The sequence below is a fragment of the Aurantiacibacter zhengii genome (assembly GCF_003584125.1).
In the GTDB taxonomy this organism is placed as follows: Bacteria; Pseudomonadota; Alphaproteobacteria; order Sphingomonadales; family Sphingomonadaceae; genus Alteraurantiacibacter; species Alteraurantiacibacter zhengii.
On record NZ_QXFL01000008.1, the window covers coordinates 72,728 to 98,548 of the forward strand.

Annotated in this window: 28 protein-coding genes; 22 read left to right on the forward strand and 6 right to left on the reverse strand. The window is 63.9% G+C overall.

All coding sequences use genetic code 11. The annotated features are described in order from the left end of the window. Positions 1–46: 46 nt before the first annotated feature. The 9 genes from D2V07_RS15465 (at position 47) to D2V07_RS15505 (ending at position 7,167) form a co-directional block, all read left to right on the forward strand. Positions 47–1,204 carry an acyl-CoA dehydrogenase family protein gene (locus D2V07_RS15465; protein WP_119587823.1) on the forward strand — a complete coding sequence of 386 codons (1,158 nt, stop codon included), beginning with the start codon at positions 47–49 and terminating at the stop codon, positions 1,202–1,204. Positions 1,205–1,240: 36 nt separating this feature from the next. Next, positions 1,241–2,089, forward strand: a complete 849-nt coding sequence (locus tag D2V07_RS15470) for a hypothetical protein (RefSeq protein ID WP_119587824.1) — start codon at positions 1,241–1,243, stop codon at positions 2,087–2,089. Beyond that, positions 2,090–3,691, forward strand: a complete 1,602-nt coding sequence (locus D2V07_RS15475) for a carboxyl transferase domain-containing protein (protein ID WP_119587825.1) — start codon at positions 2,090–2,092, stop codon at positions 3,689–3,691. Positions 3,692–3,696: 5 nt separating this feature from the next. Continuing rightward, positions 3,697–3,957 (forward strand): hypothetical protein, encoded by a 261-nt coding sequence (locus D2V07_RS15480; protein ID WP_119587826.1) that lies wholly within the window; start codon positions 3,697–3,699, stop codon positions 3,955–3,957. After that, the gene (locus D2V07_RS15485; protein ID WP_119587827.1) at positions 3,954–4,265 is read left to right on the forward strand and encodes a DUF3088 family protein; all 312 of its coding nucleotides are present in this window, start codon (positions 3,954–3,956) and stop codon (positions 4,263–4,265) included. The genes D2V07_RS15480 and D2V07_RS15485 overlap by 4 nt, the downstream gene beginning before the upstream one ends. Positions 4,266–4,343: 78 nt before the next feature. After that, the gene (locus tag D2V07_RS15490) at positions 4,344–4,880 is read left to right on the forward strand and encodes a hypothetical protein (RefSeq protein WP_119587828.1); all 537 of its coding nucleotides are present in this window, start codon (positions 4,344–4,346) and stop codon (positions 4,878–4,880) included. A 70-nt stretch (positions 4,881–4,950) separates the two neighbouring features. Then, positions 4,951–5,628 carry a 1-acyl-sn-glycerol-3-phosphate acyltransferase gene (locus D2V07_RS15495; RefSeq protein ID WP_119587829.1) on the forward strand — a complete coding sequence of 226 codons (678 nt, stop codon included), beginning with the start codon at positions 4,951–4,953 and terminating at the stop codon, positions 5,626–5,628. Then, entirely contained in the window at positions 5,621–6,412 is a 792-nt protein-coding gene (locus D2V07_RS15500; RefSeq protein ID WP_119587830.1) for a DUF1295 domain-containing protein, read from the forward strand. The genes D2V07_RS15495 and D2V07_RS15500 overlap by 8 nt, the downstream gene beginning before the upstream one ends. A 71-nt stretch (positions 6,413–6,483) precedes the next feature. Continuing rightward, complete coding sequence (locus tag D2V07_RS15505; RefSeq protein WP_199698813.1) at positions 6,484–7,167, forward strand: hypothetical protein; 684 nt, start codon at positions 6,484–6,486, stop codon at positions 7,165–7,167. 62 nt (positions 7,168–7,229) lie between these two features. On the opposite strand, the gene D2V07_RS15510 is transcribed toward D2V07_RS15505, so the two are convergent. The 3 genes from D2V07_RS15510 to gyrB are packed head-to-tail and all read right to left on the reverse strand — an operon-like array spanning position 7,230 to position 11,601. Continuing rightward, positions 7,230–7,961 carry a M50 family metallopeptidase gene (locus D2V07_RS15510; RefSeq protein ID WP_119587831.1) on the reverse strand — a complete coding sequence of 244 codons (732 nt, stop codon included), beginning with the start codon at positions 7,959–7,961 and terminating at the stop codon, positions 7,230–7,232. 4 nt (positions 7,962–7,965) lie between these two features. Further along, a complete protein-coding gene (locus D2V07_RS15515) occupies positions 7,966–9,045 on the reverse strand; it encodes an AI-2E family transporter (RefSeq protein ID WP_119587832.1) in 1,080 nt (359 codons plus the stop codon). Positions 9,046–9,054: 9 nt separating this feature from the next. Then, positions 9,055–11,601: a DNA topoisomerase (ATP-hydrolyzing) subunit B gene (gene gyrB / locus D2V07_RS15520; RefSeq protein WP_119587902.1), complete on the reverse strand. Its 2,547-nt coding sequence runs from the start codon at positions 11,599–11,601 to the stop codon at positions 9,055–9,057. A gap of 260 nt (positions 11,602–11,861) precedes the next feature. Between gyrB and D2V07_RS15525 the strand changes: the two genes are divergently transcribed. From D2V07_RS15525 to D2V07_RS15560, 8 genes are all read left to right on the forward strand, one after another. After that, positions 11,862–12,560 (forward strand): ZIP family metal transporter, encoded by a 699-nt coding sequence (locus D2V07_RS15525; RefSeq protein ID WP_233548461.1) that lies wholly within the window; start codon positions 11,862–11,864, stop codon positions 12,558–12,560. Positions 12,561–12,946: 386 nt separating this feature from the next. Continuing rightward, complete coding sequence (gene guaA, locus D2V07_RS15530) at positions 12,947–14,521, forward strand: glutamine-hydrolyzing GMP synthase (protein WP_119587834.1); 1,575 nt, start codon at positions 12,947–12,949, stop codon at positions 14,519–14,521. A gap of 61 nt (positions 14,522–14,582) precedes the next feature. Then, positions 14,583–15,644 carry a hypothetical protein gene (locus tag D2V07_RS15535; protein ID WP_119587835.1) on the forward strand — a complete coding sequence of 354 codons (1,062 nt, stop codon included), beginning with the start codon at positions 14,583–14,585 and terminating at the stop codon, positions 15,642–15,644. Positions 15,645–15,733: 89 nt separating this feature from the next. Next, a complete protein-coding gene (locus tag D2V07_RS15540) occupies positions 15,734–16,177 on the forward strand; it encodes a CHRD domain-containing protein (protein ID WP_119587836.1) in 444 nt (147 codons plus the stop codon). An 11-nt stretch (positions 16,178–16,188) separates the two neighbouring features. Continuing rightward, entirely contained in the window at positions 16,189–16,899 is a 711-nt protein-coding gene (locus tag D2V07_RS15545; protein WP_119587837.1) for an endonuclease III domain-containing protein, read from the forward strand. A gap of 6 nt (positions 16,900–16,905) precedes the next feature. Next, positions 16,906–17,142 (forward strand): YrhK family protein, encoded by a 237-nt coding sequence (locus D2V07_RS15550; RefSeq protein ID WP_119587838.1) that lies wholly within the window; start codon positions 16,906–16,908, stop codon positions 17,140–17,142. Continuing rightward, the gene (locus D2V07_RS15555; protein ID WP_119587903.1) at positions 17,135–17,794 is read left to right on the forward strand and encodes an endonuclease III domain-containing protein; all 660 of its coding nucleotides are present in this window, start codon (positions 17,135–17,137) and stop codon (positions 17,792–17,794) included. Before D2V07_RS15550 ends, D2V07_RS15555 begins: the two co-directional genes overlap by 8 nt. Beyond that, the gene (locus D2V07_RS15560; RefSeq protein ID WP_119587839.1) at positions 17,791–18,576 is read left to right on the forward strand and encodes a hypothetical protein; all 786 of its coding nucleotides are present in this window, start codon (positions 17,791–17,793) and stop codon (positions 18,574–18,576) included. Before D2V07_RS15555 ends, D2V07_RS15560 begins: the two co-directional genes overlap by 4 nt. On the opposite strand, the gene D2V07_RS15565 is transcribed toward D2V07_RS15560, so the two are convergent. The 3 genes from D2V07_RS15565 to D2V07_RS15575 all read right to left on the reverse strand — a co-directional run bounded on the left by D2V07_RS15565 (position 18,577) and on the right by D2V07_RS15575 (position 19,876). Then, the gene (locus tag D2V07_RS15565; RefSeq protein ID WP_119587840.1) at positions 18,577–19,122 is read right to left on the reverse strand and encodes a DUF924 family protein; all 546 of its coding nucleotides are present in this window, start codon (positions 19,120–19,122) and stop codon (positions 18,577–18,579) included. 16 nt (positions 19,123–19,138) lie between these two features. Further along, positions 19,139–19,546 carry a hypothetical protein gene (locus D2V07_RS15570; RefSeq protein WP_119587841.1) on the reverse strand — a complete coding sequence of 136 codons (408 nt, stop codon included), beginning with the start codon at positions 19,544–19,546 and terminating at the stop codon, positions 19,139–19,141. Positions 19,547–19,633: 87 nt separating this feature from the next. Continuing rightward, positions 19,634–19,876, reverse strand: coding sequence for a zinc-finger domain-containing protein (locus tag D2V07_RS15575; protein WP_119587842.1), 243 nt, complete (start codon positions 19,874–19,876; stop codon positions 19,634–19,636). A gap of 55 nt (positions 19,877–19,931) precedes the next feature. Here D2V07_RS15575 and D2V07_RS15580 point away from each other — a divergent pair, with 55 nt between their 5' ends. From D2V07_RS15580 to D2V07_RS15600, 5 genes are all read left to right on the forward strand, one after another. Continuing rightward, the gene (locus D2V07_RS15580; RefSeq protein ID WP_119587843.1) at positions 19,932–20,879 is read left to right on the forward strand and encodes an ABC transporter ATP-binding protein; all 948 of its coding nucleotides are present in this window, start codon (positions 19,932–19,934) and stop codon (positions 20,877–20,879) included. Positions 20,880–20,928: 49 nt separating this feature from the next. Next, positions 20,929–21,939 carry an acyltransferase family protein gene (locus D2V07_RS15585; RefSeq protein ID WP_158586860.1) on the forward strand — a complete coding sequence of 337 codons (1,011 nt, stop codon included), beginning with the start codon at positions 20,929–20,931 and terminating at the stop codon, positions 21,937–21,939. Between the two features lie 315 nt (positions 21,940–22,254). After that, the gene (gene nadB, locus D2V07_RS15590; RefSeq protein ID WP_119587845.1) at positions 22,255–23,847 is read left to right on the forward strand and encodes an L-aspartate oxidase; all 1,593 of its coding nucleotides are present in this window, start codon (positions 22,255–22,257) and stop codon (positions 23,845–23,847) included. Positions 23,848–23,882: 35 nt separating this feature from the next. Next, positions 23,883–24,767 carry an alpha/beta fold hydrolase gene (locus D2V07_RS15595; RefSeq protein ID WP_119587846.1) on the forward strand — a complete coding sequence of 295 codons (885 nt, stop codon included), beginning with the start codon at positions 23,883–23,885 and terminating at the stop codon, positions 24,765–24,767. 87 nt (positions 24,768–24,854) lie between these two features. Beyond that, positions 24,855–25,805, forward strand: a complete 951-nt coding sequence (locus D2V07_RS15600) for a TraB/GumN family protein (RefSeq protein ID WP_233548462.1) — start codon at positions 24,855–24,857, stop codon at positions 25,803–25,805. Positions 25,806–25,821 lie beyond the last annotated feature (16 nt).

The following is a 25,821-nucleotide window of genomic DNA, read 5'->3' on the forward strand; positions in this document are numbered from 1 at the left end:
TGGTGCCGCTTGCTATTGGCACACCCGATTAAAGGAGCAGTTTTCCATGCGTGCCACGCCCGATTTCGACTTCGGCCTGACCGAAGAAGCCCAGATGATCCGCGAAACCGTCGCCCGGTTCGCCGACGAACGGATAGCGCCGCTGGCGGCAAAGGTGGATGCCGAGGACTGGTTCCCGATCGAGCTGTGGCCGGAAATGGGCGAACTGGGCCTGCACGGGATGACAGTGCGCGAGGCCGATGGCGGCACGGGCCTGGGCTACCTGGAACATACCATCGCCATCGAGGAGGTGAGCCGCGCCAGCGCTTCGGTCGGCCTTTCCTACGGCGCGCATTCCAACCTGTGCGTCAACCAGATCGCCCGCTGGGGCAATGCGCAGCAGAAGGCGAAGTACCTGCCTGGCCTCATCAGCGGCGAACATGTCGGGTCGCTGGCGATGAGCGAGCCGGCGGCGGGTTCGGATGTTGTTTCGATGAAACTGAAAGCCGATGCAGTACAGGGCGGCTACCTGCTGAACGGCACGAAGTTCTGGATCACCAACGGGCACGTTGCAGAAACGCTGGTGGTCTATGCCAAGACAGATGCGGCAGGTGGCAGCAAGGGGATCACGGCCTTCCTGATCGAGAAGGACATGGAGGGTTTCTCGCCCGGCCAGAAGATCGAGAAGATGGGCATGAAGGGCTCGATCACCAGCGAACTGGTGTTCGAGGACTGTCACGTTCCCGAAGAAAATGTGCTGGGTGAAGTCGGCCGGGGTGTGCAGGTATTGATGAGCGGCCTCGATTACGAGCGCGTGGTTCTCTCGGGCGTGCAGCTGGGTATCATGCAGGCCTGCCTCGATACTGTCATCCCCTACGTTCGCGAGCGCAACCAGTTCGGAAAACGCATCGGCGATTTTCAGCTGATCCAGGCCAAGGTGGCCGATATGTATGTGGCGCTGCAATCCGCGCGCGCCTACACCTATGCCGTGGCCAAGGCATGCGACAACGGCAAGACGACCCGCTTCGACGCGGCAGGAACGATCCTGCTCGCCAGCGAAAACGCGTTCCGCGTGGCGGGAGAGGCAGTGCAGGCGCTGGGCGGCGCGGGCTACACCACGGATTGGCCGGTGGAGCGCTACCTGCGCGACGCAAAGCTGCTGGACATCGGGGCCGGCACCAACGAGATCAGGCGCATGCTGATAGGGCGCGAATTGATCGGATGACAGTCGACCGGATACCGGAATTGCAGGAGGTGAGGCGTGGTTGAGCAGATCGGCGGCACACCCAACCCCCGCAGCGGTGTTCCCGACCTGGCGGGGGTGGACATCCACGCGCTGCCCGATTTCCAGGGCGACCCGCTGGCCGCCTACTACAGGCCGATGGAGTCCGGATCATGGGCGCTCACCACGGTCGCCTTCGGCGTAGCCATGGGATATTTCTCAGGCCTGCAACGGGTCTGGAACATGCCCGTGCTGACTCGTGGTCAGGACGTGTGGATGTCGATTTGCCCGATGGAGGTCGAGAGCCAGTGGATCGGCATCGACAATGCCAGCGGCCATACGGTGATCGTCGGTCTGGGCATGGGCTGGGCCGCGGCCATGGCCGCCTTTCACCCGCTGGTTGAGCGCATCACCGTGATCGAACGCGATACCGAGGTCATCGAACTCAACCGCGAACTGGGCCTGTTCGACCGCCTGCCCGACGGGCTGGGGGCAAAGATCACCGTTGTGGAAGACGATGCCTTCACCTGGAAGCCCGACGCCCCGGTGGACCTGCTGATGCCGGATATCTGGCTGGATGTCGTGAGCGACGGCAGGGCCGAGGAGACGCGGCGGATGCAGGACAATATCGGAGCGAAAACCGTGTATTTCTGGGGGCAGGAGCTGGAACTTGCCCGCCATATCGTGCGCGACGGGAAGCCGATCTGCGATGCCACATTGGAAGAGGCGGCGGAGCAATTCGCCCTGCCGCTCATCGGCCTCGATACCGAAGATTATGCCGCAAACACCATTACCGCCACCCGGCAATGGATGAAGGGCCGCTGGCTTGACGGGACAGACATTCCCGAAGACTTGCGCAGCAAGGCCGACAATCCTGAAAGGTTCTGAATGACCGCACCCCCCCTTACCTCCACCCTCGACCGCGAAGCGCCCGACGCCAAGGCAAGGTTCGTCCATAACAAGGCGCTGGCCGAGGACCTCCGCGCCAAGGTGGCCGAAGCTGCGCTGGGCGGTAGCGAGAAACATCGCGAGCGGCACGTGTCGCGCGGCAAGCTGCTGCCGCGTGAAAGGGTCGAGCGCCTGCTCGATCCCGGCTCGCCTTTCCTCGAGATCGGCCAGCTGGCGGCGAACGGAATGTACGAAGGCGACGTGTCCGGCGCCTCTATGATTGCCGGGATTGGCCGCGTTTCTGGCCGGCAGGTGATGATCGCCGCCAACGATCCCACCGTGAAGGGTGGCAGCTACTACCCCATGACGGTGAAGAAGCACCTGCGCGCACAGGAGATCGCGCAGCAGAACCGCTTGCCGTGCGTGTACCTGGTGGACTCCGGCGGGGCGAACCTGCCGTACCAGGCAGAAGTCTTTCCCGACCGCGAGCATTTCGGGCGCATCTTCTACAACCAGGCGCAGATGAGCAGCATGGGTATCCCGCAAATTGCCTGCGTGATGGGCAGCTGCACCGCGGGGGGCGCCTACGTGCCCGCCATGAGCGACGAGAGCGTGATTGTGCGCGAGCAGGGCACCATCTTCCTTGCCGGGCCGCCTCTGGTGAAAGCCGCCACAGGCGAGGAAATCAGCGCCGAAGACCTTGGCGGCGGCGCGCTGCATGCGAAAAAATCGGGCGTCGTCGATCACCTGGCCGAGAACGACGAGCACGCGCTTACCATCGTGCGCGATATAGTGTCCCACCTTGGCGCGGGCAATGCGGCGAAGCTGGAAGTGCAGCATCCCCGCCCGCCGAAATTCGATGCCGAAGATCTCTATGCGATCATCCCGGACGACGTGCGCGCGCCCTACGACGTTCACGAGGTGATTGCGCGGCTGGTGGATGGCAGCGAGTTCCATGAGTTCAAGCGCGACTATGGCTCTACGCTGGTGTGCGGCTTTGCCCACGTGTGGGGCATGCCGGTAGCGATCCTTGCCAACAATGGCGTGCTGTTTTCCGAAAGCGCGCAGAAGGGCGCGCACTTCATCGAACTGGCCTGCCAGCGCGGCATTCCGCTGCTGTTTTTGCAGAACATCTCCGGCTTCATGGTCGGCGGCAAGTACGAGGCGGAAGGCATCGCCAAGCACGGCGCGAAGCTGGTGACTGCGGTCGCCACGGCGCAGGTGCCCAAGATCACCGTGGTGATCGGCGGCAGCTTCGGCGCGGGCAATTACGGCATGTGCGGCCGCGCCTATTCGCCCAATTTCATGTTCACCTGGCCCAATGCGCGCATCAGCGTAATGGGCGGCGAACAGGCGGCCAGCGTGCTCGCCACCGTCCACCGCGACGCGGACAAGTGGAGCGAGGACGAGGCAGAGGAATTTAAGGCGCCCATCCGCCAGAAGTACGAGGACGAGGGTAATCCCTACTACGCCACGGCCCGCCTGTGGGATGACGGCGTGATCGACCCTGTGCAGACCCGCGACGTGCTGGGCCTGTCGCTGGCAGCCTGTCTCGAAGCACCGATACCGGAGCGTGCTCAGTTCGGCGTTTTCCGGATGTGACGACGATGGACGAGGAGCCGCTCGATATCATTCCCGTACCGGCATTGGTTGCAGTCCTGTTGCATGCCGAGCGGGAAAAGGGCGCGCCTCTGGAGGAAGCGGAAGTTTTGCATATTCGCGATAATGCTGAATGCATTGCGGCCCCGCGTTCTGCGCATATCGCGATGGTGCAGGAGCGCGGATACGATGACCTGGATCCGGAGAATATCTGGGAAGAATGGCGGGCTTTTCGTGCTGCCAGTGACGACACCAGCGCCGCGCGATGAGCCTTCCTCGCGACACCCTCTTCCTCCTCCACGACTACGCCGACCCGGCGCACGGCGGGGATACCTTCTATTGCGAAGCGTGCATGACGGTGGAGGGCGTGCTGGCGACCTATCCCGATCTTGCGGCCAGGCTGGAGATCGTGCGCGTGCCGTGGCCGCGCCCGCGTGCAGAGGTGGTGGTGGCCATTGGGGAGGAGAACCAGAACTGCCCCGCGCTCGTCTTTGCGGAAGGCGGCTTCGTTAACGACCTGCCCGGCGTGCTGGAAGCCCTGCACGTCCGCCACGGTTTCCCCCGCCCCCATCCCTGACCGCTTACCGTGCGGCTGTCGCCGTTCGGGAAACTTGCCCCCTGCTTTCGCGTTGGGTTCCAACGAAGGAGAGAATTCATGCGCAATTTCACCCTGTTGATGGCTGCGGCACCGCTGGCCTTGCTGGCTGCCTGCGGCGGCAACGATGCCGACGAAGCCGAAATGGATACCGACGCCGACATGACTGCCGAAGCGGATATGACCGCAAACGATACGGCGATGAGTGCAGACAGTGAGCCGGGGCCGGCGACAAGCCAGGCCGAGGCCGGGGACTATTCTGGCGTCTACAGCTACACCGACGAACAGGGTGCGCAGAACGCGGTGCGCCTGAATTCCAGTGACAACACTTATGACTATGTCGGTGCCGACGGCGAGATGCGTAGCGGCAGCTACACCTGGGACGCTGACGGCTATCGCCTGAATATCGAGGATTTCAACGGCGAACCCGCCTCGTTCGCGATCTCCAATGGCGACCTCGTGCGCCTGCAGAACGACACCGCGCTCGACAGCACGATGACGGTGACCGGTGATCGGTACCGTCGCGCCGAAGAGAGCGACGCGGTCTTCTCGCGCTTTCCCGAGCCGGGCAGTCCCGTGGCACCGGCGGGCGGTTGAAGCCGGTCCGGTCTTGCGAGAACGGTAGCAATCCTCCCCCCGCCTGCTAGGCAGTCGGGGGGAGTTTTCGATGACTGCACGATCTGCACCCAGCCTGCTGTCGCGCTTCGTATGGTGGGTGCTGTTCCGGCTGTATCGCTGGAAGGGCTTTCACCTCGAAAACCACGTGCCCAGGCTCGACAAGTTCATCCTGGTCGGCGCGCCGCATACGTCGAACTGGGATTTCATCTATTTCGCCGGCGCGGTGCAGGAAATGGGGGTGAAGCCTCGCTTCATCGGTAAGCACACGCTGTTCAAATGGCCGATGACACGGTTCATGTACGACATGGGCGGGATGCCGATAAATCGCTCCTCCCCACGCGGATACGTCAACGCCGTGGTCGATCAGGTCAACGCGGCGGAGCAGATCGCGCTGGTGATCGCGCCCGAGGGATCGCGCACGTCGGATGGCCGCTGGCGCAGCGGATTCTATCATATCGCCAGCGGCGCGGGCGTGCCCATCGTTCCGGCCTGGGTGAATGCCGAAACCGGGCAGGCCGGGTTTGGCGATCCGATCTATCCCTCGGGCGACTTCCACGCCGATCTTGCGAAGTTCGCGGCATTCTATCAGTCGGTCTTGCCCGATTGCCCGCGCTTCGAGGTGCTGGAGGAACAGGCACGCGGCGCAATCGCCACCCCCGCAAGGCCGGTGGAGCCGGACATGCTTGCGCCGGAGCCGGTGCCGACCCCGGACCCGTCACATGATTGAGAGCCTGCTGCACAACGCCGTTTGGCTGCTTGCTATGCTGCTGGTCTTGTGGGTGTTTTCCATGGGCTTGCGAGAAGCCAGCTTCATCGACAGCGTGTGGGGGTTCTCGATGGCGTGGCTCGCGTGGCTCAGCCTTTGGGGCACCAAATTTGGCTCTGCTGCACTGTTGGTCTTCGTGATGGCGTTTTTCTGGGGGGTGCGCCTCGGCATCCATCTCCTGCGCCGTTACCTGCGCAATGGTGAGGACGACCGCTATCGCAAGATGCTGCCCGATCCCCAAAACCTTGCCGCGTTCGCCATAACCGCGCTGTGGAAGGTGTTCCTGCTGCAAGGCGCGCTGATCATGCTGGTGAGCAGCCCGGCGCAGGTCGGCATCCTCGCCGCCTATTCCGAGCAGCCCCTATCCAACTGGGCATGGGCCGGCGTAGCGCTCTACCTCGTGGGGATATTCTTCGAATGGGTGGGCGACTGGCAGCTTGCCCGGTTCAAGGCCGATCCCGATAACGAGGGCAAGGTGATGGACAAGGGGCTTTGGCGCTACACCCGCCACCCGAACTACTTTGGCGACGCCTGCGCGTGGTGGGGCATATTCACTGTCGCCATGACCATCGCCCCCGGCGCGGTGATCTGGACCCTGCCAGGTCCGCTGTTCCTGACCTTCACGCTGGTAAAATGGTCGGGCGCGGCCATGACCGAGAAGGGGATGCGCAACAAGTACGGCAAGGATTTCGCCGATTACACAAGGCGTACCTCCGCCTTTATCCCCCTGCCGCCCAGGACCTGACGCGGGGAACGCGCGCGGGCTGGCGGCGTTTTGTTGGCAATCGACGGGCAGGGCATAGATGGAGTTTCCTTATGGACCAGAATACCTTGCTTGCCGTCCTCGTGATCCTTGTCCTGGTTGTCGCCATCGGCGTGTGGCTGTTCGTCAGCCGTCGCCGCACCGACCGCCTGCGTGACCGCTTCGGCGAAGAATACGATCGCACATTGGATGACACGGGCAACCGCGTGTCGGCGGAAAAGGCGCTGGAAGAACGCGAAAAGCGCGTCGAGGCGCTCGATATCCGTTCACTCACCGCCGACGAACACAGCCGTTTTGCAGAGGAATGGCGCGAGGTGAAAAGCGTGTTCGTAGATAGTCCGGTTGAGGCCGTGCTGCACGCTGACCGGATGCTGGCGAACATGATGAAGACCGTCGGTTATCCGATGGCCGACTTCGATCGTCGCTACGAAGACCTGACCGTCGACCATGCCGACGTTGCCCGCCACTACCGCGCCGGGCGCGACATCGCCGAGCGACATGGAAAGGGAAATGCGAGCACCGAGGACATGCGCCAGGCCATGAAGCATTACGAGGCGCTCTACGACCACCTCACGGCCAACAGCAACAATGCATCCGTGCAAACGCAAGACAGCCGGACCGCGGCCACCGGTACCACCAGGGTGACCGACGTGGACGGCGATGGCGATGCCGATATCGTGAGGCAAGATGTAAATGGCGACGGTCGTACAGACCGGGTCCGCACCACCCTCGACTGAGGCAGATGGGCAGGCGGGCGATTAAGCCTGCCTGTCTGTCCCCCACCTGAGAGGCGTTGGGCCTAGCGATGCCCCTCGTGATTGAGGGCGTATTTCAGGCTCCCACCGATCATCAGGCCGGAAATCACGATGATCAGTGTGGCCCAGATCCAGTGCGGCAGGAGCAGTTCCGCCTCGATCGCGCCGGTGTCGGACAGCATCGACTGACCGCCGATCATCGCGCTTTCGGAAAACAGGTAATCCAGATCGTTGAACATCGATAGCGCGGCTAGCACGCCCAGGAATTGCAGCGCGAACAATTGCAGGCCGCGTGGTCCCCGCCAGGCCAGCCAGCCAAGGGCGGCTGCGATCAGCGGCAGGACGACAAAGCCGACTGTCGAGCGAACCCAGATGACGGTGGAGACGACCAGCGCGCCCGCCAGCAGGACAAGCGCGGGCTTCCAGTACTTGCGCGCGCTGCTGGCAAGGATCAGCAGCGCGCCCATCGCGCTTGGCCCCAGCGGCCCGCCCATGGCGATCAGTGCGCGCGAAAGGCCGCCCCCATCCATCGCCGTGCGGGAGGAGGCATAGCCAGAGCCATTGGCGTAGATCACCAGTTCGTCGAACGCATTGCCTGTCAGCAGCGCGGTCAGGCCGTGGCCCATCTCGTGAAACCATGTGGTGAGGATGACGAAGGGCCAGATCAGGTAATTGCCCAGCGGCAATGCCGGCAGCAACAGCACCAGTACGCCTGCCAGCACCAGTCTGCCGACCTGTTCTTCCTGGCTGCCCGGTCGCACGCCTCCGAATGCCATCGCGTTACTCCGCCGCCACGGGTCGGGTGACGCCGCGCTGCTGGGCCAGCACGCCCCAAGCGGCGAGGAACAGGCCAGCCACCAGCGGGCCGACCACGATGCCGGAAAGACCCATCGCGGCAATTCCGCCAAGGGTAGTAACAAGGATGATCCAGTCGGGAATGCCGGTATCGCGGCCTACCAGGATCGGACGCAGCACGTTGTCCGCCATGCCGATCACCGCGAACCCGGACACAAGGACCACGACGCCCTGCCAGATGTCACCCACGGCCAGCAGGTAAAGAGCCACCGGTGCCCAGACCACGGCAGGGCCGATGGCCGGAACCAGGGAGAACAGCGCTGTCAGCAGCCCGAGGAGAACGATATTGGGCACCCCTGCGATCCAGTAGGTTATCGATCCCAGCGCGCCCTGGACGAGGCCGACCACGACCGAGCCTTTTATCGTGGCGCGCACGATGGCGAGGAATCGCTCGGCAAGCTCTGTCGCCACGTCGCTTGCCAATGGCAGGTGGGCGATAACCTGCCGCCCGATCTCTCTGCCGTCGCGCAGCAGGAAGTAGGCGACGTAGAGCCCGATGCCGAAAGCAAGGACGAAGCCAAGCGCGCTGCCGGTAATGGCCACCGCCTGTTGCGCAATCAGGCCGGAGCTTTCCAGCGCCAGGTCCTGTGCGCGCTGCTGCACCATCTCCGGCGTGCCAAAACCCGAAGCGTCGAGGTTTTGCCGGATCGCTTCGGGAAGCGCGGTATGGACTGCCTCGAACAGGGCGGCGATGTCGATGCGCCCCTCGCGAAAGGCGACCACCACGGCGGTTGCCTGTTCCACCACCACTCCGCCGATGAAGAAGGCGGGGATGATTATGGCGATTGTGATTACCAGCAAGGTGGCAATGGCCGCGCGGTTGCTGCCGCCCATGCGCGCGCGGAACCACTGGTACAGCGGCTGGAACATGATCGCCGCCAGCGTCGCCCACAGCAGCGGTGCGACAAAGGGCCATACAATGTAGAGCAGCACCAGCGAGACCAGCGCGAGGAAGACGAGAAAGCCCCCGTGCTCGACCGTACCCGACCTGTGCTGTCCGGTCATCGATGCGCCCTAGATATCGAGGTTGGCGACGTTCAGTGCATTGTCCTGGATGAACTCGCGGCGCGGTTCCACCACGTCGCCCATCAGGCGGGTGAAGATTTCGTCCGTCACGTCGGCGTCTTCCACCTTCACCTGCAACAGCTCCCGGTTTTCGGGGTCCAGTGTGGTCTCCCACAGCTGTTCTGCGTTCATCTCGCCCAGGCCCTTGTAGCGGCTGATGGACAGTCCCTTGCGCCCTGCGGTGAGGACGGTTTCCAGCAGCTGGGTGGGGCGGGTGATGGCCGTGTTCGGATCGAAGGCGGGCGCATCGGCATCGGTCTCGTCCGGGTTGTCCTCCACCGGCTGTGCTTCCTCGCTCCCGGCCTTCACCAGCCGGGTGGGCTGAGAATAGGTCTCCGCCTGCGCCACGCCCAGCGTATTCAGCTTGCGCGCTTCCGCGCTCTCGAGGAACTTCTCCTCGATCAGGTGCACGTCGGTAACACCCCGCCAGACGCGGTCGAACCGTACTTCGCCGGTTTCCAGCGTGCGGGCGGACCAATCCGCCTCGGGATCGCTCAGCTGCATCTGGCCTGCCGCGTGTGTCAGGCGCTCGTCACGCTGCGAGGGCGCAAGGCCGGGTTCGAGAGCACCGGCCATGGCCATCGCCTCGATCACAGAGGAATCGTACTTGCGCGGGGCGAAAGCCAAAAGGTTCTTCAGCTGCAATGCCTTGTCCACCAGATCGTGCAGGTCGGCACCCGAACGCGCGCCGCCCGCTGTCTCCAGCACCCGGTCCTGCAATCCGTTGTCGACCAGGTAGCGATCCAGCGCGCCCTGGTCTTTCAGGTAGACCTCGCTTTTGCCCTTGGCGACCTTGTACAGCGGCGGTTGGGCGATGAAGAGGTGCCCGGCCTTGATGATCTCCGGCATCTGGCGGTGGAAGAAGGTGAGCAGCAGCGTGCGGATATGCGCGCCGTCGACGTCGGCGTCGGTCATGATCACGATCTTGTGATAGCGCAGCTTTTCGAGGTTGAACTCGTCACGCAACCCAGTGCCCATCGCCTGGATCAGCGTGCCGACTTCCTTGGAAGAAATGATCCGGTCGAACCGCGCGCGCTCCACGTTCAGGATCTTGCCCTTCAGCGGCAGGATCGCCTGGTACTTGGAATCGCGCCCGCTCTTGGCACTGCCGCCTGCGGAATCACCCTCGACCAGGAAGATTTCGGACTTGGCGGGGTCACGCTCGCGGCAGTCCGACAGCTTGCCGGGCAGGCTGGCGACGCTCATCGCGCCCTTGCGGCTCATCTCGCGGGCCTTACGCGCGGCTTCGCGCGCGGCGGCGGCATCGATGATCTTGCCGACGATGGCCTTGGCATCGGAAGGATTCTCTTCCAGCCACTCGGTCATCTTCTCACCCATCAGGCTTTCCAGCGGCTGGCGCACTTCGGAAGAAACCAGCTTGTCCTTCGTCTGGCTACCGAACTTGGGATCGGGCAGCTTGACCGAGACGATGGCGGTTAGCCCTTCGCGCATGTCCTCGCCAGAAAGCGAGACCTTGGCGTTCTTCAGCAGGCCCGCGGCATTGGCGTAATTGTTCAGCGTGCGGGTGAGCGCGGCGCGGAATGCGGCAAGGTGGGTGCCGCCGTCACGCTGCGGGATGTTGTTGGTGAAGCACAGGACGTTCTCGTAGTAGCTGTCGTTCCATTCCAGCGCCACGTCGATGCCGATGCCTTCCTTCTCCGCCGAAACGGAAATGGGCTCGGGCACCAGCGGTGCCTTGTTGCGATCGAGGTACTTCACGAAGGCCGCGATGCCGCCCTCGTAGAACAGGTCATGCTCCAGCACTTCCTCGTGCCGCTTGTCGCGCAGCAGGATGCGCACGCCGGAATTGAGGAAGGCGAGCTCGCGGTAGCGGTGCTCCAACTTGTCGAAATCGAATTCGGTGACGTTCTTGAACGTCTCCTCGCTCGCCTTGAACGTGACGCGGGTGCCTTTCTTCAGGCCTTCGTCGTCGCCGTTGCTCTCTACCGGCGGGGCATCGCCCACTTCGCGCAGGGATTCCACCGCGTCGCCATGTTCGAAACGCATCCAGTGTTCGCGCCCGTTGCGCCACACGCGCAGTTCCAGCCATTCGGACAGCGCGTTCACCACCGAAACGCCAACGCCGTGCAAGCCGCCCGAGACCTTGTAGGCGTTGTCGTCGCTGGTGTTCTCGAACTTCCCGCCCGCGTGAAGCTGGGTCATGATGACCTCTGCTGCGGAGACGCCTTCTTCCTTGTGGATGTCCACCGGGATGCCGCGGCCGTTGTCTTCCACCGAGACGCTGCCGTCGGGGTTCAGCTCGATCAGCACCAGGTCGCAATGGCCCGCCAGCGCCTCGTCGATGGCGTTGTCCGACACCTCGAACACCATGTGGTGCAGGCCCGATCCGTCGTCGGTATCGCCGATATACATGCCGGGCCGCTTGCGCACCGCGTCCAGCCCCTTCAGCACCTTGATGCTGTCGGAACTGTATTCGCCGTTCTGGCGCTTCTTTTCGGGAGGTGCTGCGGGGGTGTCTTCAGGCGTATTTTCCATGGGCATCATATAGGCACTGCGGCAAGCATGCGGAAGGCTGGCAGTTCGTCAGAGGGCGCTTTTCCACCAGTTACCGTCACCAGGACGGTGTTTGGCCCGATTTGTGGTGCCACGAGGTACCGGAGGGTGCTCGGTACATCTTAAAGCGCACAGGAACGCGCGATTCGAAACGCGAACCGTAATTTGCCGCTCACCCACCCGATCCTACCCGGCACCAGCCGGGACCGGGGCCACGCCTTGTGCGTTTGGGAGGCATGACGATGGTTCTGATTGTCGTGCTCGTAGTGTCCGGAGCGCTCGTTGCCGGGGCCGTGTGGGGTGCCTATGGCTCGATGGGAAAACAGACCGAGGGGTTCCTGGTGGCGCTGGCGGGCGGAGCCCTGCTGCTTTCCGTGACGACCGAGCTGATAGAACCGGCTGTCGAGCGGGCCGGGCTTTCAGTTGCCGCGCTGGCTGTGGCCACGGGTGCCGGGCTGTTCACTGGCATCGATTACCTGGTTTCCAGGAAGTGGGGCTCCGACAGCGGCGGCGGGCTGCTTGCATCCATCACCCTTGACGGGATTCCGGAAAACCTGGCTCTTGGCGTTGCGCTGATCGGCGCTGGTGCACCCGAAGTCGCTGCGCTGGCCGGGTCCATCCTGCTGTCGAACCTGCCGGAAGCGGCGGGCGGCGCGAAGCAGATGGCGCAAGGCAGAATGTCGAAGGGGAAGGTCATCGCGCTTTGGGCGGCCACGGCAGCGCTGCTGTCGGTCGCCGCAATCGCGGGTAACATCCTGCTCGCAAATGTCGGGGAGGGGCCGCTTTCCTTCATTCGCGGTCTTGCCGCAGGCGCGGTGGTTGCAAGCCTTGCCACCGAGGTATTCCCGCAGGGGTTCAAGGACGATCACCACTGGGCCGGCATAGCCACGGCCCTGGGCCTGCTGGCCGCACTGGCGCTGGGCCAGCTGGGAAGCGGATAGAAAAATGACCGCCTCCGGGCTGGGGAGACGGCCATCTTGTCGGCCCGGAAACGGGGGGGAGGGGGGAGAGAAGTTTCCGGGCTTCAGGGGTTCCTTGTTAATCGCGCCTAGAGAATGCCCATCAGCAGCGTGCTGCTGACGGTGATCGCGGCGAGCGAGGCAAGGATATTGGTTGCGTAATACCGCATTGTTATTTTCGTCCTGTTTATGAGTTCGACGGGACGAATCTGTGTCGCCGCCCCGCGTCGATGGCGCAGATGGCGTGCGAACGAATATATTACAAATGCGAAATATTCGACAAGTGTTGCGTGTTTTGCAACATATCATCCTCAGCGGCATTCTGCCCGCTACTGGACTTGCGCTTCGCCTTTGGGCAATGCGCTGCCATGCAGGCAGAGCTTATTCCCGATTCCATCCTCATCGTCGATTTCGGCAGCCAGGTCACCCAGCTGATTGCGCGCCGCGTGCGCGAGGCGGGCGTCTATTCCGAGATTACCCCGTTCACCCAGGCCGAGGAAGCCTTCAACCGGATGAACCCCAAAGGCATCATCCTGTCGGGCAGCCCCGCCAGTGTGTGCGACGAAGGAAGCCCTCGGGCGCCGCAGGTGCTGTTCGACAGTGGCCTGCCGATCCTTGGCATCTGCTACGGCCAGCAGGTGATGACTACGCAACTGGGCGGCGAAGTGCGCCCCGGCCATGAAACCGGAGATGGCGGCGAATTCGGGCGCGCGTTCCTGACCGTGACCGAGGATTGCGCGCTGTTCGACGGCCTGTGGAAAGTGGGCGAGCGCCACCAGGTGTGGATGAGCCACGGCGACAAGGTGACGCGCTTTGCCGACGGGTTCGAGATCGTCGCCACCAGTGATGGCGCACCCTTTGCCGTGATCGCGGACGAGAGCCGCAAGTATTACGGCACGCAGTTCCACCCGGAAGTCTACCACACGCCCGACGGTGCGCGGCTGCTGGCCAACTTCGTACGCCACGTGTGCGGGCTGGCGGGCGACTGGACGATGGCCGCCTACCGCGAGACGAAGATTGCCGAAATCCGCGAGCAGGTGGGTGGCGGCAAGGTGATCTGCGGCCTTTCGGGCGGAGTCGACAGTTCCGTCGCCGCGATCCTCATCCACGAGGCCATCGGCGACCAGCTGACCTGCGTCTTCGTGGACCACGGCCTGCTGCGCCTGAACGAGCGGCAGCAGGTCGAGACGATGTTCCGCGACCATTACAACATTCCGCTGGTGGTGGTGGATGCGGAAGAACGCTTCATGGCGGGCCTCGCCGGCGTCACCGACCCGGAAAAGAAGCGAAAGTTCATCGGCGCCGAGTTCATCAACGTGTTCGAGGCCGAGGCAGAGAAGATCGGCGGTGCAGATTTCCTCGCCCAGGGCACGCTCTACCCCGACGTGATCGAAAGCGTCAGCTTCACCGGCGGGCCGAGCGTGACGATCAAGAGCCACCACAACGTGGGCGGCCTGCCCGAACGCATGAACATGAAGCTGGTCGAACCCTTGCGCGAACTGTTCAAGGATGAGGTGCGCGAACTCGGCCGCGAACTGGGCCTGCCCGAGATGTTCGTAGGCCGTCATCCGTTCCCCGGACCCGGCCTTGCCATCCGGATCCCCGGCGAAGTGACCAAGGAGCGCTGCGACATCCTGCGCAAGGCCGACGCGATCTATCTCGAGGAGATCCGCAACGCGGGCCTCTACGATGCGATCTGGCAGGCCTTTGCCGTGCTGCTGCCGGTAAAGACCGTGGGCGTGATGGGCGACGGGCGCACTTACGATAGCGTGTGCGGTCTGCGCGCCGTCACAAGCACAGACGGCATGACGGCGGATGTCTACCCCTTCGACGCCAGCTTCCTGACCGGCGTCGCCACCCGCATCGTGAACGAGGTGCAGGGCGTGAACCGCGTGGTCTACGACTATACCAGCAAGCCGCCCGGCACGATCGAGTGGGAGTAAGCTGATCGCCCCGCGCGCAGCCTTCTGTCTCGCGCTCGCTGCTCTGGGCGCAGCTACCGCCATGCCTGCCCATGCACAGTCAGTCAGCGATGTTTTTTCACGCGGCTGCGGCGATGACAACGGCGTGGATCGATGCGCCGAGGACGTACAGGCGCGCATGCATACGCAGTACGGCATTGCCGATGCGCGTGATCTGCTGAATGCGAACATTACCACGCGCCGGGCAATGTTCGTCGATGGCTACGGCAACGATGTTGCAGCGGTGGTGTTCAAGCGCGAACCGGGTGAGACGCCCTTTGTCGAAGTTCTTATCCCGGGAGAAGGACTGGCGGACGAGCGGGGCCACTTACGTGCAACGGTAAGCGATGTGACATGGCGCGAGGTGCTCGGCCGTTCATCCCATTTCGATCAGTTGCTCGCTCGCGAAGTGGCCGACAGCAATAGCGATGGCACAAGTATCTGCCTGCATGGATGGTTCGTGGTGGTGGATGCGGTAGATGCACCGCGGGTTTCTCCCACGATTTTGGCGGGCACCGGCTCCATCGGCCAGGAACGCGATCCGGCTCTCCCGGTCGATCCGCCGATGGAAGAAGGTGTCGTACGTAGCGATGCCGAGGGCGCCTGTGCTGGCGGTCTCGCAATGAGCTACGCCTTTGCACTGGCGGACATGGCGTACGAATCACTGCCACAATGCAGCACGCTATCGATGGACAATTTTCGCACGCGGGCAAACCTTCTCGCCGCCTGTCGCATGCTGGATGGAGACAGGCTGGTTGCCGGCGAAGCCTACGGCGAGGTTGCAAGGCTGGAACGTTTGCTGCGCATGGAACGGCGCGGAACATCGTCACAGGATCAGGAATTGCAGTGGCTGTTCGTCGGCTACGGCGATGCCCGCCTCCGGCTGCTGCGCGATGCGCTGGATGGCGGCTACCTGTCATTCACAAGGTTCGCAGGCATCGATCCCGATCATGCCGAAGCGCACGGGCAGGTTGCCTATGCCGGTGAGGACGGCATCCCTGTTGAAGTGGCCGATGTCACGCTGACAATGCTGCGCCAGACGGGCGAGTTCAAGATCGATACGGTAAGGGTATCGGACCGGAGGCCGTTCGAACCGGGAGACTAGCCATGGCTTGCGCACACGTCTTTGCGGAACAAGCGCCAGCGGACAGTGGTTGAACCGGCAACAACAGCTTTCGCCAGAGGATAATCGCCATGCTTCTTCGTGCCGTCGCCATCAGCGCTGCCGCCCTTTCGCTTTCCGCCTGCGAGACCCTGGAGCAGACATACACCGAGGCGATCTCGTCCACCTACGACGCGGAACTGCGCGGCGCGAACCAGGTCGGCCCTGGCGACCCGGACGGATACGGCACTGCGGAAATCAGCTTTTCCGACGAACTGACGCGGGTCTGCTGGGACCTGAACGACCTGCAGAATCTCGGCCCGATCACCGGCGCGCATATCCATCGCGGCGCAGCGGGCCAGAACGGCCCCGTGGTGCTGCCTTTCACACGCTCTACCGAGGGCGGCTGGCGCGGATGCAGCTCGGACACCGCCTGGGTCCAGCGCGCATTCTCCGAGGGGCTTTCGAACTATTACGTCAACGTCCACACGGCTGAATATCCCGAGGGCGCCATCCGCGGCCAGTTGCGGCAATAGCCCGGAAGAAAGTGGAACTGCCCTTCGATGACCCGCGACAGACACGGCTCGCGCGCATCCATGCGGCACTGATTGGCGCATTCGGGCGGATCGAACGCCCGGACGACAAGCGTCGCGATCCCGCATGGACGCTGGTGCAGGGCGTGATCGGGGCGCAGACCAAGACGGCCATCTCCAACGCGTCCACCGATGCCTTGCTGGCGCGGTACGGGTCGTGGGAGGCCGTGGCCCGCGCAGACCTGGCCGAATTGCAGGCACTACTGGGCAACCAGACCTTTCCCTCCGTCGCGGCCGAGCGGCTGAAAGCATGCCTGCTTGCGATCATGGCGGAGCGTGGGGCGGTGGACATGCGCCACCTCTCGAACCTGCCGGACGAGATAGCGATGGACTGGCTCGAGGTGCTGCCGGGCGTCGGTCGCAAGATTGCCGCGGGCGTGATGAACACGTCTATGTTCGCGCGCCGCCAGCTGGTGATCGACGGCCATCATCGCAGGGTGATGCAGCGGGTCGGCCTGGTTCCGCCACGGGCGGATACCGCCCGCGCCTACACCGCGCTGATGCCGGTTTTGCCGGAGGAATGGAGCGCGGCGGACATCGACGAACATCACCTGCTCGTGAAATGGCTGGGCCAGGTGCATTGCCGCCCGTCGAAACCGCTTTGCGCAGCCTGCCCGATCCGTGCCGACTGCGATACCGGAACCGGCCGGACGCCAATACGCTGAGCCTGCATGGGCAACCTTATCCGCACCATCGTGACCGACTTCGGCTGGATCCATCGCTCGCTCGGCCTTGGCGGCAATCTGACCTTTCTTGTCGGCAGCGTGCTGTTCCTGCCCCGCTTCGAGGAATGGAAGACGACGGGGGTCTGGCTGTTCATCGTCGGCGCTGCACTCATGCTGGTCGGTGCACTCGGCGAATTCCTCGTGCGCCTGCCCTCCGTCCGGGATGAAGCCGACGATGATTGAAATTGAAGAGGTCGAAGAGGTCTATCGCCGCCTCTCGCAGGCCATGCCGGGGCGGACGAAGGATGCCAAGGGCCCAAAGGGGCAGCCCGATGCCTTTCGATCCTGTATCTCTTGCATGTTGTCTGCCCAGTCGCTGGATCTCAATACGGCAGCGGCCACGAAAGCGCTGTTCGCACTGGCAACCACGCCGGAGGGCATGCTGGCGCTTTCCGACGACGCGATTGCGCAGGCCATCAAGCCATGCGGTCTCTACAACATGAAGACACGCAACATCCGCAGGTTCTGCGAGGCATTGTTGGCCGAACACGGCGGCAGGGTGCCGAACACACGGGAGGGCCTTCTGGCGCTGCCCGGCATCGGGCGCAAGTGCGCCGACATCGTGCTGAGCTTCACCTTCGGGAAAGACGTGATCGCGGTCGACGCCCATGTGCACCGCGTGTGCAACCGCATCGGCCTGACCGAGGCGAAGACGGCGGACAAGACGGCGCAGCAACTGGAAGAGAGATCGCCCGACTGGGCTATGCGCGACGGGCACTTCTGGCTAATCCAGTTCGGCAAGCGGGTTTGCCGGGCACGCGCGCCGCAATGTGGCACCTGCCCGGTGAACGATCTGTGTGAATATTACGCCGGGAACGGCGAGGAGACGCAATGAGCTGGGATGATTACTTCGCCGAGGATGCCGGCGCGACCGAGGCCGAAACGCGCGGCAAGGCGCGTACGCTGACGGTGGGCTGGACGGTGAAATGGGATGCGAAGGGCAGCACGATCTGGGCCCCGCCCCAGTCCTTCAGCCGGTCCGACCCCAAGGCAAAGAGCGCCAAGTCCATTCAGGCCTGCCCCGCTGCCGTCGATTTCGACCGTCGCCATTTCGTCATCCCATGCCCGGTGGACCTCGAACTGGCCTTTGCCCGCAACGCGCAGGGCCAGTTGCAACTGATCGATAACAACGGCGAAAACTCCGCCATGCGTCCGCAGGGGCGCGCCAACCTGTTCATCGTCCAGCCCGCCAGCGAGTGGCGCCACCCGGAACGCCCGATCATCCAGTTCACCGCGCCCTACGTGTTCGTGGCGGACGAGCCGTGCTGGGTGGTGCAGACAGCGCCGCACCTGCACTGGTTTCCCGAGCCCCGGCCAGGCGTACAGATGGGCGGGCGCTATCCCGTGCATATCTGGCCGCGCCCGCTGGCATGGGCTTTCGAGTGGTACGACCTGTCGAAGCCGCTGAAACTGACGCGCGGGGAGCCGTGGTTCTACGTCCATTTCGAGACCGAGAATCCCGGTGCGCGCGTGCGGCTGGTGGAGCAGGAGATGACGGAGGACCTCGACGGCTACCTCAACTCGATTATGGACGTATCCAACTACGTCAACCGCACCTACGGACTGTTTTCCGAAGCGCAGCGGCAGCGCCCGGCCAAGCTGGTGAAGCCGAAGTAGCTACCAGGAAAATCCCGCGTCGATAGCGCGCTGCTCTGCCGGCGTGCTGGTGCGGCCCAGCACCGCGTTGCGATGCGGATAGCGGCCGAAGCGGGCGATCATCCGGGCATGGCTGCGCGCGAAGGGCAGGTTGGCCCCGCCATTGATGCGCGCGAACAACCGCAGGCTGAGCAGGTGATCGGCCATCGTCTCGCTGTGCATCAGCGGCATCGCCAGAAACTGCCGCTGCTGGCGCGCCAGCAAGGGCAGGTAACCGCGCCGCAGGGCGCCGTGGGTGATAGCCCGCGCCAGCGGATCGGTGGCAAAGGCACGCGGAGTGCCACGAAAGATATTGCGCGGCACCTGGTCGAACAGCAGCACGGCTGCGAGCGCAATCTGCGGACCGCCAAGGAAGCTATGGGGCGGGCAAACAAAAAGCGCCTCCAGCCAGTGCCGGAAGCGCTTTTCGATACGCTTGTCGAGGCTATCCGAACCGCCCCACCAGTCGGCGGGGCCGAGTTCGTGAAACCAGAAGTGCGTCAGGTCGGCGGCCCACTGCCGGGGCATATGGGCCACGCGGCGGTCAGCCTTCGGTTTCGGTTCGCGTGTAGGGCACGAATTCGTCGAGGAACAGCACGCCGCTGAACATCCCGGACGAACGATCGACCGTGCGCGTCACGTCGGTGCGGCAGAGGCGCGAGCCGCTGTAACGCTCGATGATCGGCACATCCCAGCTGTCCAGCTGGTTGGGGTTGCGTGCGCGCGCCACCCACATGGTGTCGCCACGTTCGTAAACGAGGCCGACATTCTCCTCCACCCGCAGGCGGTTGGTGCTGACGGTATTGATGCAGCTTTGCGGCTCGCCTGCGGTGCGGCCTTCCACCAGTTCGGCGAAAGCCTGCTCTGCGCGGGCGTCGCGGTCCTGGGCAGAGGCGGGGAGTGCCAGCGTCATCGCGGCGGCTGCGGCGGAAACGGTAAGTGTTTTCAACATGGTATCTCTCCTGATGCCCGGCAACCTAGACCCTCCATCCTGAACCCGGAATGACCGCCTTTTGTTCCGCCCGCTAAGCTGCCTGGTTCAGGCGGCCGCACCGGAGACAGAGGCGTCGGGAACATTCCCGTCGTCGGCCGGGCCGCCTTCGAGGATGAAGCGCCGGTCGCAATAGCCGCAGTCGACATAGCCCTTCTCGTCGATCTGCATGTAGACCCGTGGGTGGCCCAGGCTGGCGGGGAGGTAATTCTCTCCGCCACGAATATCTCCGGCGCCGTCGCACCAGACGCGCGGCGTATCGACAATGGTGGTTTCAGGTACGTGATCCATGGGCACCGTTCCTATCGCTTTACGCGGGCGGCGAAAAGCCCCTAAGAGCGCGGCCATGGCACAAGCAGCAATCGAAATACGCGATCTCGTGAAGGAGTATGCCGGCAGCAAGGGCACCGGCCCCAAACTGGCACTGAAAGGCGTCAGCTTCGACGTGCCGCAGGGCAGCGTGTTCGGCCTGCTCGGCCCCAACGGGGCGGGCAAGTCTACCCTGATCAACATCATGGCGGGCCTGGTGAACAAGACCAGCGGCACGGTGAAGATCTGGGGTCACGACATCGACCACGATCATCGCAATGCCAAGCTGAACATCGGCATCGTGCCGCAGGAGATCGTGTTCGATCCGTTCTTCACCCCGTTCGAGGTGCTGGAAAACCAGGGCGGTTTCTACGGCATTTCCAAGGCGCTGCGCCGGTCGGAGGAATTGCTGAAAGCCGTGCGCCTGGAAGACAAGCGCAATGCCTATGCCCGCACGCTGTCGGGCGGGATGAAGCGGCGGTTGCTGATCGCCAAGGCGATGGTCCACTCTCCGCCGATCCTGGTGCTGGACGAGCCGACCGCCGGCGTCGACGTGGAATTGCGCAAGCAGTTGTGGGAACTTGTGGGCGAACTGAACGCCGAAGGCGTGACCGTGGTGCTTACCACCCATTACCTGGAAGAAGCCGAGGAGCTGTGCGAACAGATCGCCATCATCAACCACGGCGAGCTGATCGCGAACAAGCCGACGCGCGAACTGGTGGGGATGATGGGCGAAAAAATCCTCGCCATTACGGTGGACAAGGATATCGTCCGGCTGCCCGATGACCCGCGCTTCCACAAGTGCGAGGTGGTGGGCGAAAAATCGATCGAGATCACCTTCGACAAGGGCGAGATGACTGCGGGGCAGGTTCTGGCCAAGGTGCAGGAACAGGGCTTTGCGATAGAAGACGTTTCCACCCGCGAGGCGGACCTGGAAGACGTGTTCGTGCAGCTGACCGGCGAGGATGACCGGGAAAAGGCGTGAGACACGCCGCTTAATTCAAATTTCAGCCATGTCTGCCATGCAGACGTTCATGGCATCGAAGGGCAATCCGGAGCAGTACCTGTCGATCCACTATCTGCGCGGACTCGCCGCGCTGATGGTGGTGGCGGTGCACTGTTTCACCTACGGCCTTGTTCCCGTCGCCCAGCTTTCGAGCGTGCTGTGGCTGAAGCATGGCGTGGCGCTGTTCTTCGTCATTTCGGGTTTCGTGATGGTCACCTCCACGCAAGGCCGCCGTACCGACCCGCGCAATTTCCTGCTGCGCCGCCTGGTCCGCATTGCTCCCCTCTACTGGGCGATGACACTTGCCTGGAGCATGGTTCAGCAAGGTTGGGATGGGCGGCAGCTGGCCGCGTCGCTTGCGTTCGTGCCCAGCCTCGATCCGGCCAGCGGGTCCGTTCGCTCGCCCGTGCTGGAACCGGGGTGGACGCTGAATTTCGAGATGTTCTTCTACGTCATCTTCGCACTGGGACTGTTCCTGCCCGAACGGTTTCGCTTCTGGAGTGTTGCTGCCGCTCTGGTCCTCATCACGCAGGCGGGCACCGTTATCGATCTCCCGCCACTGGCTGCGTTCTATACCGATGGCCTGTTGCTGCTCTTCGTCGTGGGGATGGCGATCGCCCGGTTCGACCTGCGGCTTCCCGCGCTGTGGATGGCGCCTGCGTTTATCGCCCTGATCCTGTTCTCCGACAGTCTGCCAATCTGGCAGGGCGTCTTCGTCCCGGTAACCGTCATCGTGCTGGCTGCACGTTCGCTGGATGGCAGATTGCCGCGCTGGCGCCTGCCCGCGATGCTGGGCGATGCGTCCTACAGCCTTTACCTTTCACACCTCTTCGTGTTGCAGTTCGGCAAGATCTTCATCGCCCCCTACCTGCCGGGGCCGCTGGTGTTCGCCCTCATGATCGCAGGCGCGTGCGTACTGGCCCTGCTGGTGTACCGTACCGTGGAGGTTCCGGCGTCCGCGTGGGGCCGTAGCCGGCTGACCCACCGAACGAAGGTCGCGGTTGAACAAGCCCCGGAGCCGGGTCCGGTACCGTCCTAATCGCTTTCGACATCGCGACGCCACTTCCCCTTGCCGACGCGGCGAATGGGCTTGTGGCAATGCGCGCAGCGACTGACGAACGTAAGTCCGTCCCAGTCCGCACGGCGGCCGGGTGGCTCGTGACGATTGAAGAGGCACGCAAGTCGATGCAAAGGAACCCCCTATGGACTCGTGATGCGGATGCGACCCGTTATTGTGCGCTGCACCATCTCATAGGTATTTTCACTTAGCAAGTGCAATATCGGTAGGTCTCGCCGCGCCCACGGATGTGTGCAGTCTTGCAGGTGACGAGGGGAGCGGGCAAAGCATCGCGCGATGACAACACCTTCAACCGATTACGATGTCCTAATCATCGGCTCTGGCGCCGCCGGATTGACCGCTGCGCTTACCCTGGCAACGCGGCTGCGCGTGCTGGTGCTGGCCAAGGGAAAGCTCACGAGCGGCTCCACCGCCTGGGCGCAGGGGGGCATTGCCGCCGTTCTCGACGCCGGCGATACCTTCGATGATCACATCCGCGACACGATGGTGGCAGGCGCGGGCCTGAACGATCGGGAAACGGTGGAATTCGTGATCGAGGGCGCACCTGCCGCGATTGACAGGCTGTGCGAGCTGGGCGTGCCGTTCAACCGCGAAAGCGGGGACCTGCACCTGACGCGCGAAGGCGGACATTCGCACCGCCGGATCGTACATGTGGACGATGCCACCGGCTGGGCCGTGCAGGCCGCCTTGCTGAAAGCGGCGGAGGAAAATCCAAACATCACACTGCTGCCCGATCATTCCTGCGTGGACCTGATTACCGGGCGGCACGAGGCGAAATATTCAGGCAGCGGGCGGGTGTGGGGCGCCTATGCGCTGGATACCACCACCGGCAAGGTGGAAGCCTTTACCGCCAGCGCCACCGTGCTGGCGGCAGGCGGGGCGGGGCGCGTCTACCAGTTCTCCACCGCGCCGCGCGGCGCGACGGGAGACGGCATCGCCATGGCCTGGCGCGCGGGCGCGCGCGTTTCAAATATGGAGATGATGCAATTCCACCCCACCTGCCTCTACAACCTCGACGTGAAGAACTTCCTCATTACCGAGGCCGTGCGCGGCGAGGGGGGCCACCTGCTGCACCCGGAAACCGGGCACCGCTTCATGGTCGATTACGATGCAGAGCGGATGGAACTGGCTCCGCGCGACGTGGTGGCGCGCGCCATCGACGACCAGATCAAGCGCTATGGCCTCGATTACGTGCATCTGGACATCAGCCACCAGCCCGCCGAATTCGTGAAGGGGCATTTCCCCACCATCTACGACAAGCTGCTGGGGCTGGGGATCGACATGACGAAGGAGCCGATCCCCGTCGTGCCCGCACAGCACTATACCTGCGGCGGCGTGGTGATCGACCTTGACGGACGCACCGACCTGCCTGGCCTCTGGGCCGCGGGAGAAGTGACCGAAAGCGGCCTGCACGGGGCCAACCGCCTCGCATCAAACTCCCTGCTGGAATGCTTCGTCTTCGGCGATGCGGCGGCCCGCGATATCCTGGCCTGCTGGGACAAGCTCGATCCTTCTCCCGAAATCCGCCCGTGGGACGATACCCGCGTGACGGATTCGGACGAGGAAGTCGTCATCAAGCAGAACTGGACCGAGATCCGCCGCATGATGTGGAACTACGTCGGCATCGTGCGCACCACGAAGCGGCTGGAGCGGGCCAAGCATCGCATCGACCTGCTGGCGACCGAGATCGACGATTACTACGGCCATTTCCGCGTGACGACCGACCTGATCGAGTTGCGCAACCTGCATCAGTGTGCGGACCTGATCGTGCAAAGCGCCCTGAAACGGCACGAGAGCCGCGGGCTGCATTACACGCTGGACTATCCCGAACTGGACGCGGCTGCGCGCGATACCGTGCTGGTGCCCTAGGAAAGCCTGCAAAAGCTCCGAGAAAGATAAACGCCATGCCCGAAATCACCGCCAACGGCATCACCATCCACTACGACGAGCATGGCCCTGCCGATGCGGAGCCCATGCTGCTGATCATGGGGCTTGGCGCGCAGATGATCCTGTGGCCCATGGAACTGGTGGAAGCGCTAGCGGGGCACGGCTTCCGGGTGATCCGGCACGATAATCGCGACATCGGCCTCAGCCACAAATTCGACGGGGCGAAAGCGCCCGGCGCCGTGCGGCACACCCTGATGCGCAAGATCGGGCTGCGACCCAGCGTGCCCTATACCCTGGCCGACATGGCGGAAGACAGCGCCGGCGTGCTGGACGCGCTGGGCATCGAAAGCGCGCACGTGGTGGGCGGCAGCATGGGCGGGATGATTGCGCAGCACCTGGCCGCCAAGCACCCGGAAAAGGTTCGCTCCCTCACCTCGATCTTCTCCACTACCGGCAACCCGAAGCTGCCATCGTCGAAGCGGGGGGCAATCAAGGCGCTGACCCAGCGGCCTGCCTCGGTAGAGGAGGAGGAACTGGTGAAACACGGGAAGAATGTGGCCCGCGTCATCGGTTCGCCGGGTTTTCCTGCGCCCGATGATCGGCTGGATGCGCGCACCCGCGCGCTGGTGCAGCGCAGCGTCTATCTGCAGGGGCCGGTGCGGCAGATGGCGGCGATCATCGATGATGGGGAGCGGACCCGGATGCTCCGCCAGATCAAGGCGCCCACGCTGGTGCTGCACGGGGACGACGATCCGCTCATTCCCGTGGCTCATGGCCATGCCACGGCTGCAGCCATTCCCGGCGCGAAAATCAGGACCATCCCCGGCTGGGGCCATGACATACCGCTGGAACTGGTGGACGAGCTTGCAGACGAAATCGCCCGGCACGCGCGAGCGGTTTAGTCCAGCGTTATGGGAGCATCGTTGCGCTGCGATGCCATCATGTTGGCAAGCTGCCGTTCAACCAGTGTGCTACAGGGGAGGCCCGCCATGAGACTATCCCCCCTTCTGCTTGCCGCGCTCGCCCCCATTGCCATCGCTCCTGCCGCCGCGGCGCAGGAACAGGTGCCTGCCAATTCCATCGTCGTCAGCGCGCAGCGGTCTGGCGCGCCGATGTGGACCATCGACACGCCCACCGGCACGGTAATCCTCGTCGGCGAGATTGTGGCCGTGCCCGAGTCCACCCCCTGGCAGCCGGACCGGCTGGAAGACGCGACGCAAGCGGCCACGCGTGTGATCCTGGGCTTTCGCAGCCGCGTTTCACCGGGCGATGTGTTGCGGCTGATCTTTGCCGGAGGACGGATCACCCGCCTGCCGGATGATACCGTGGCGAGCGACTACCTTGGCGCAGACCAGCTGGCGCGGCTGGCCGCGCTGGAGGAAGAGTACGATCAGGACTATGCGCGCAAGAGCTTCCTGATCACGTCTTACGACCTGCTGTCGCGCCGCCTGCGTTTCTCCCGCGATACCGGGCGTGACGCCAGCGACGTGGTGCGCCGCGCAGCCCGGCGCGCCGACGTTCCGGCAGAGCCGGTTGGCTCGGTGCGCGGTGAAGACATGCTCGACAATCTCGCCGAAGCAGACCCGCGCGACCATCTGCCCTGCCTCGATGCAGCCATGACCGCGGCGGAGATCGGCCCCGACCTGATAGAGCGTCGCGGGGCGGACTGGCGCGCCTATGATGTGCCTGCGGTCATGGCCAACCCGCTGGAAGTGGCGCTGGGGCGATGCTGGCCGTGGACAGACGATGAACTGGGCACGGACCTGCGCGAACGGTGGGTCAGCGCGATAGACGGCGCAACGCGCGAAAGCGGCGTGACCCTGGCGGTCGTGCCGCTGCGCCTGCTGGCGGAAGACGACGGCGTGCTCGACCGTTTGCAGGCAGCCGGACACCTGATCGCCGGTCCGGCATGGCGCCAAGCCCCGATCGAGCCGCAGTAATTGACAGGCAGCGATT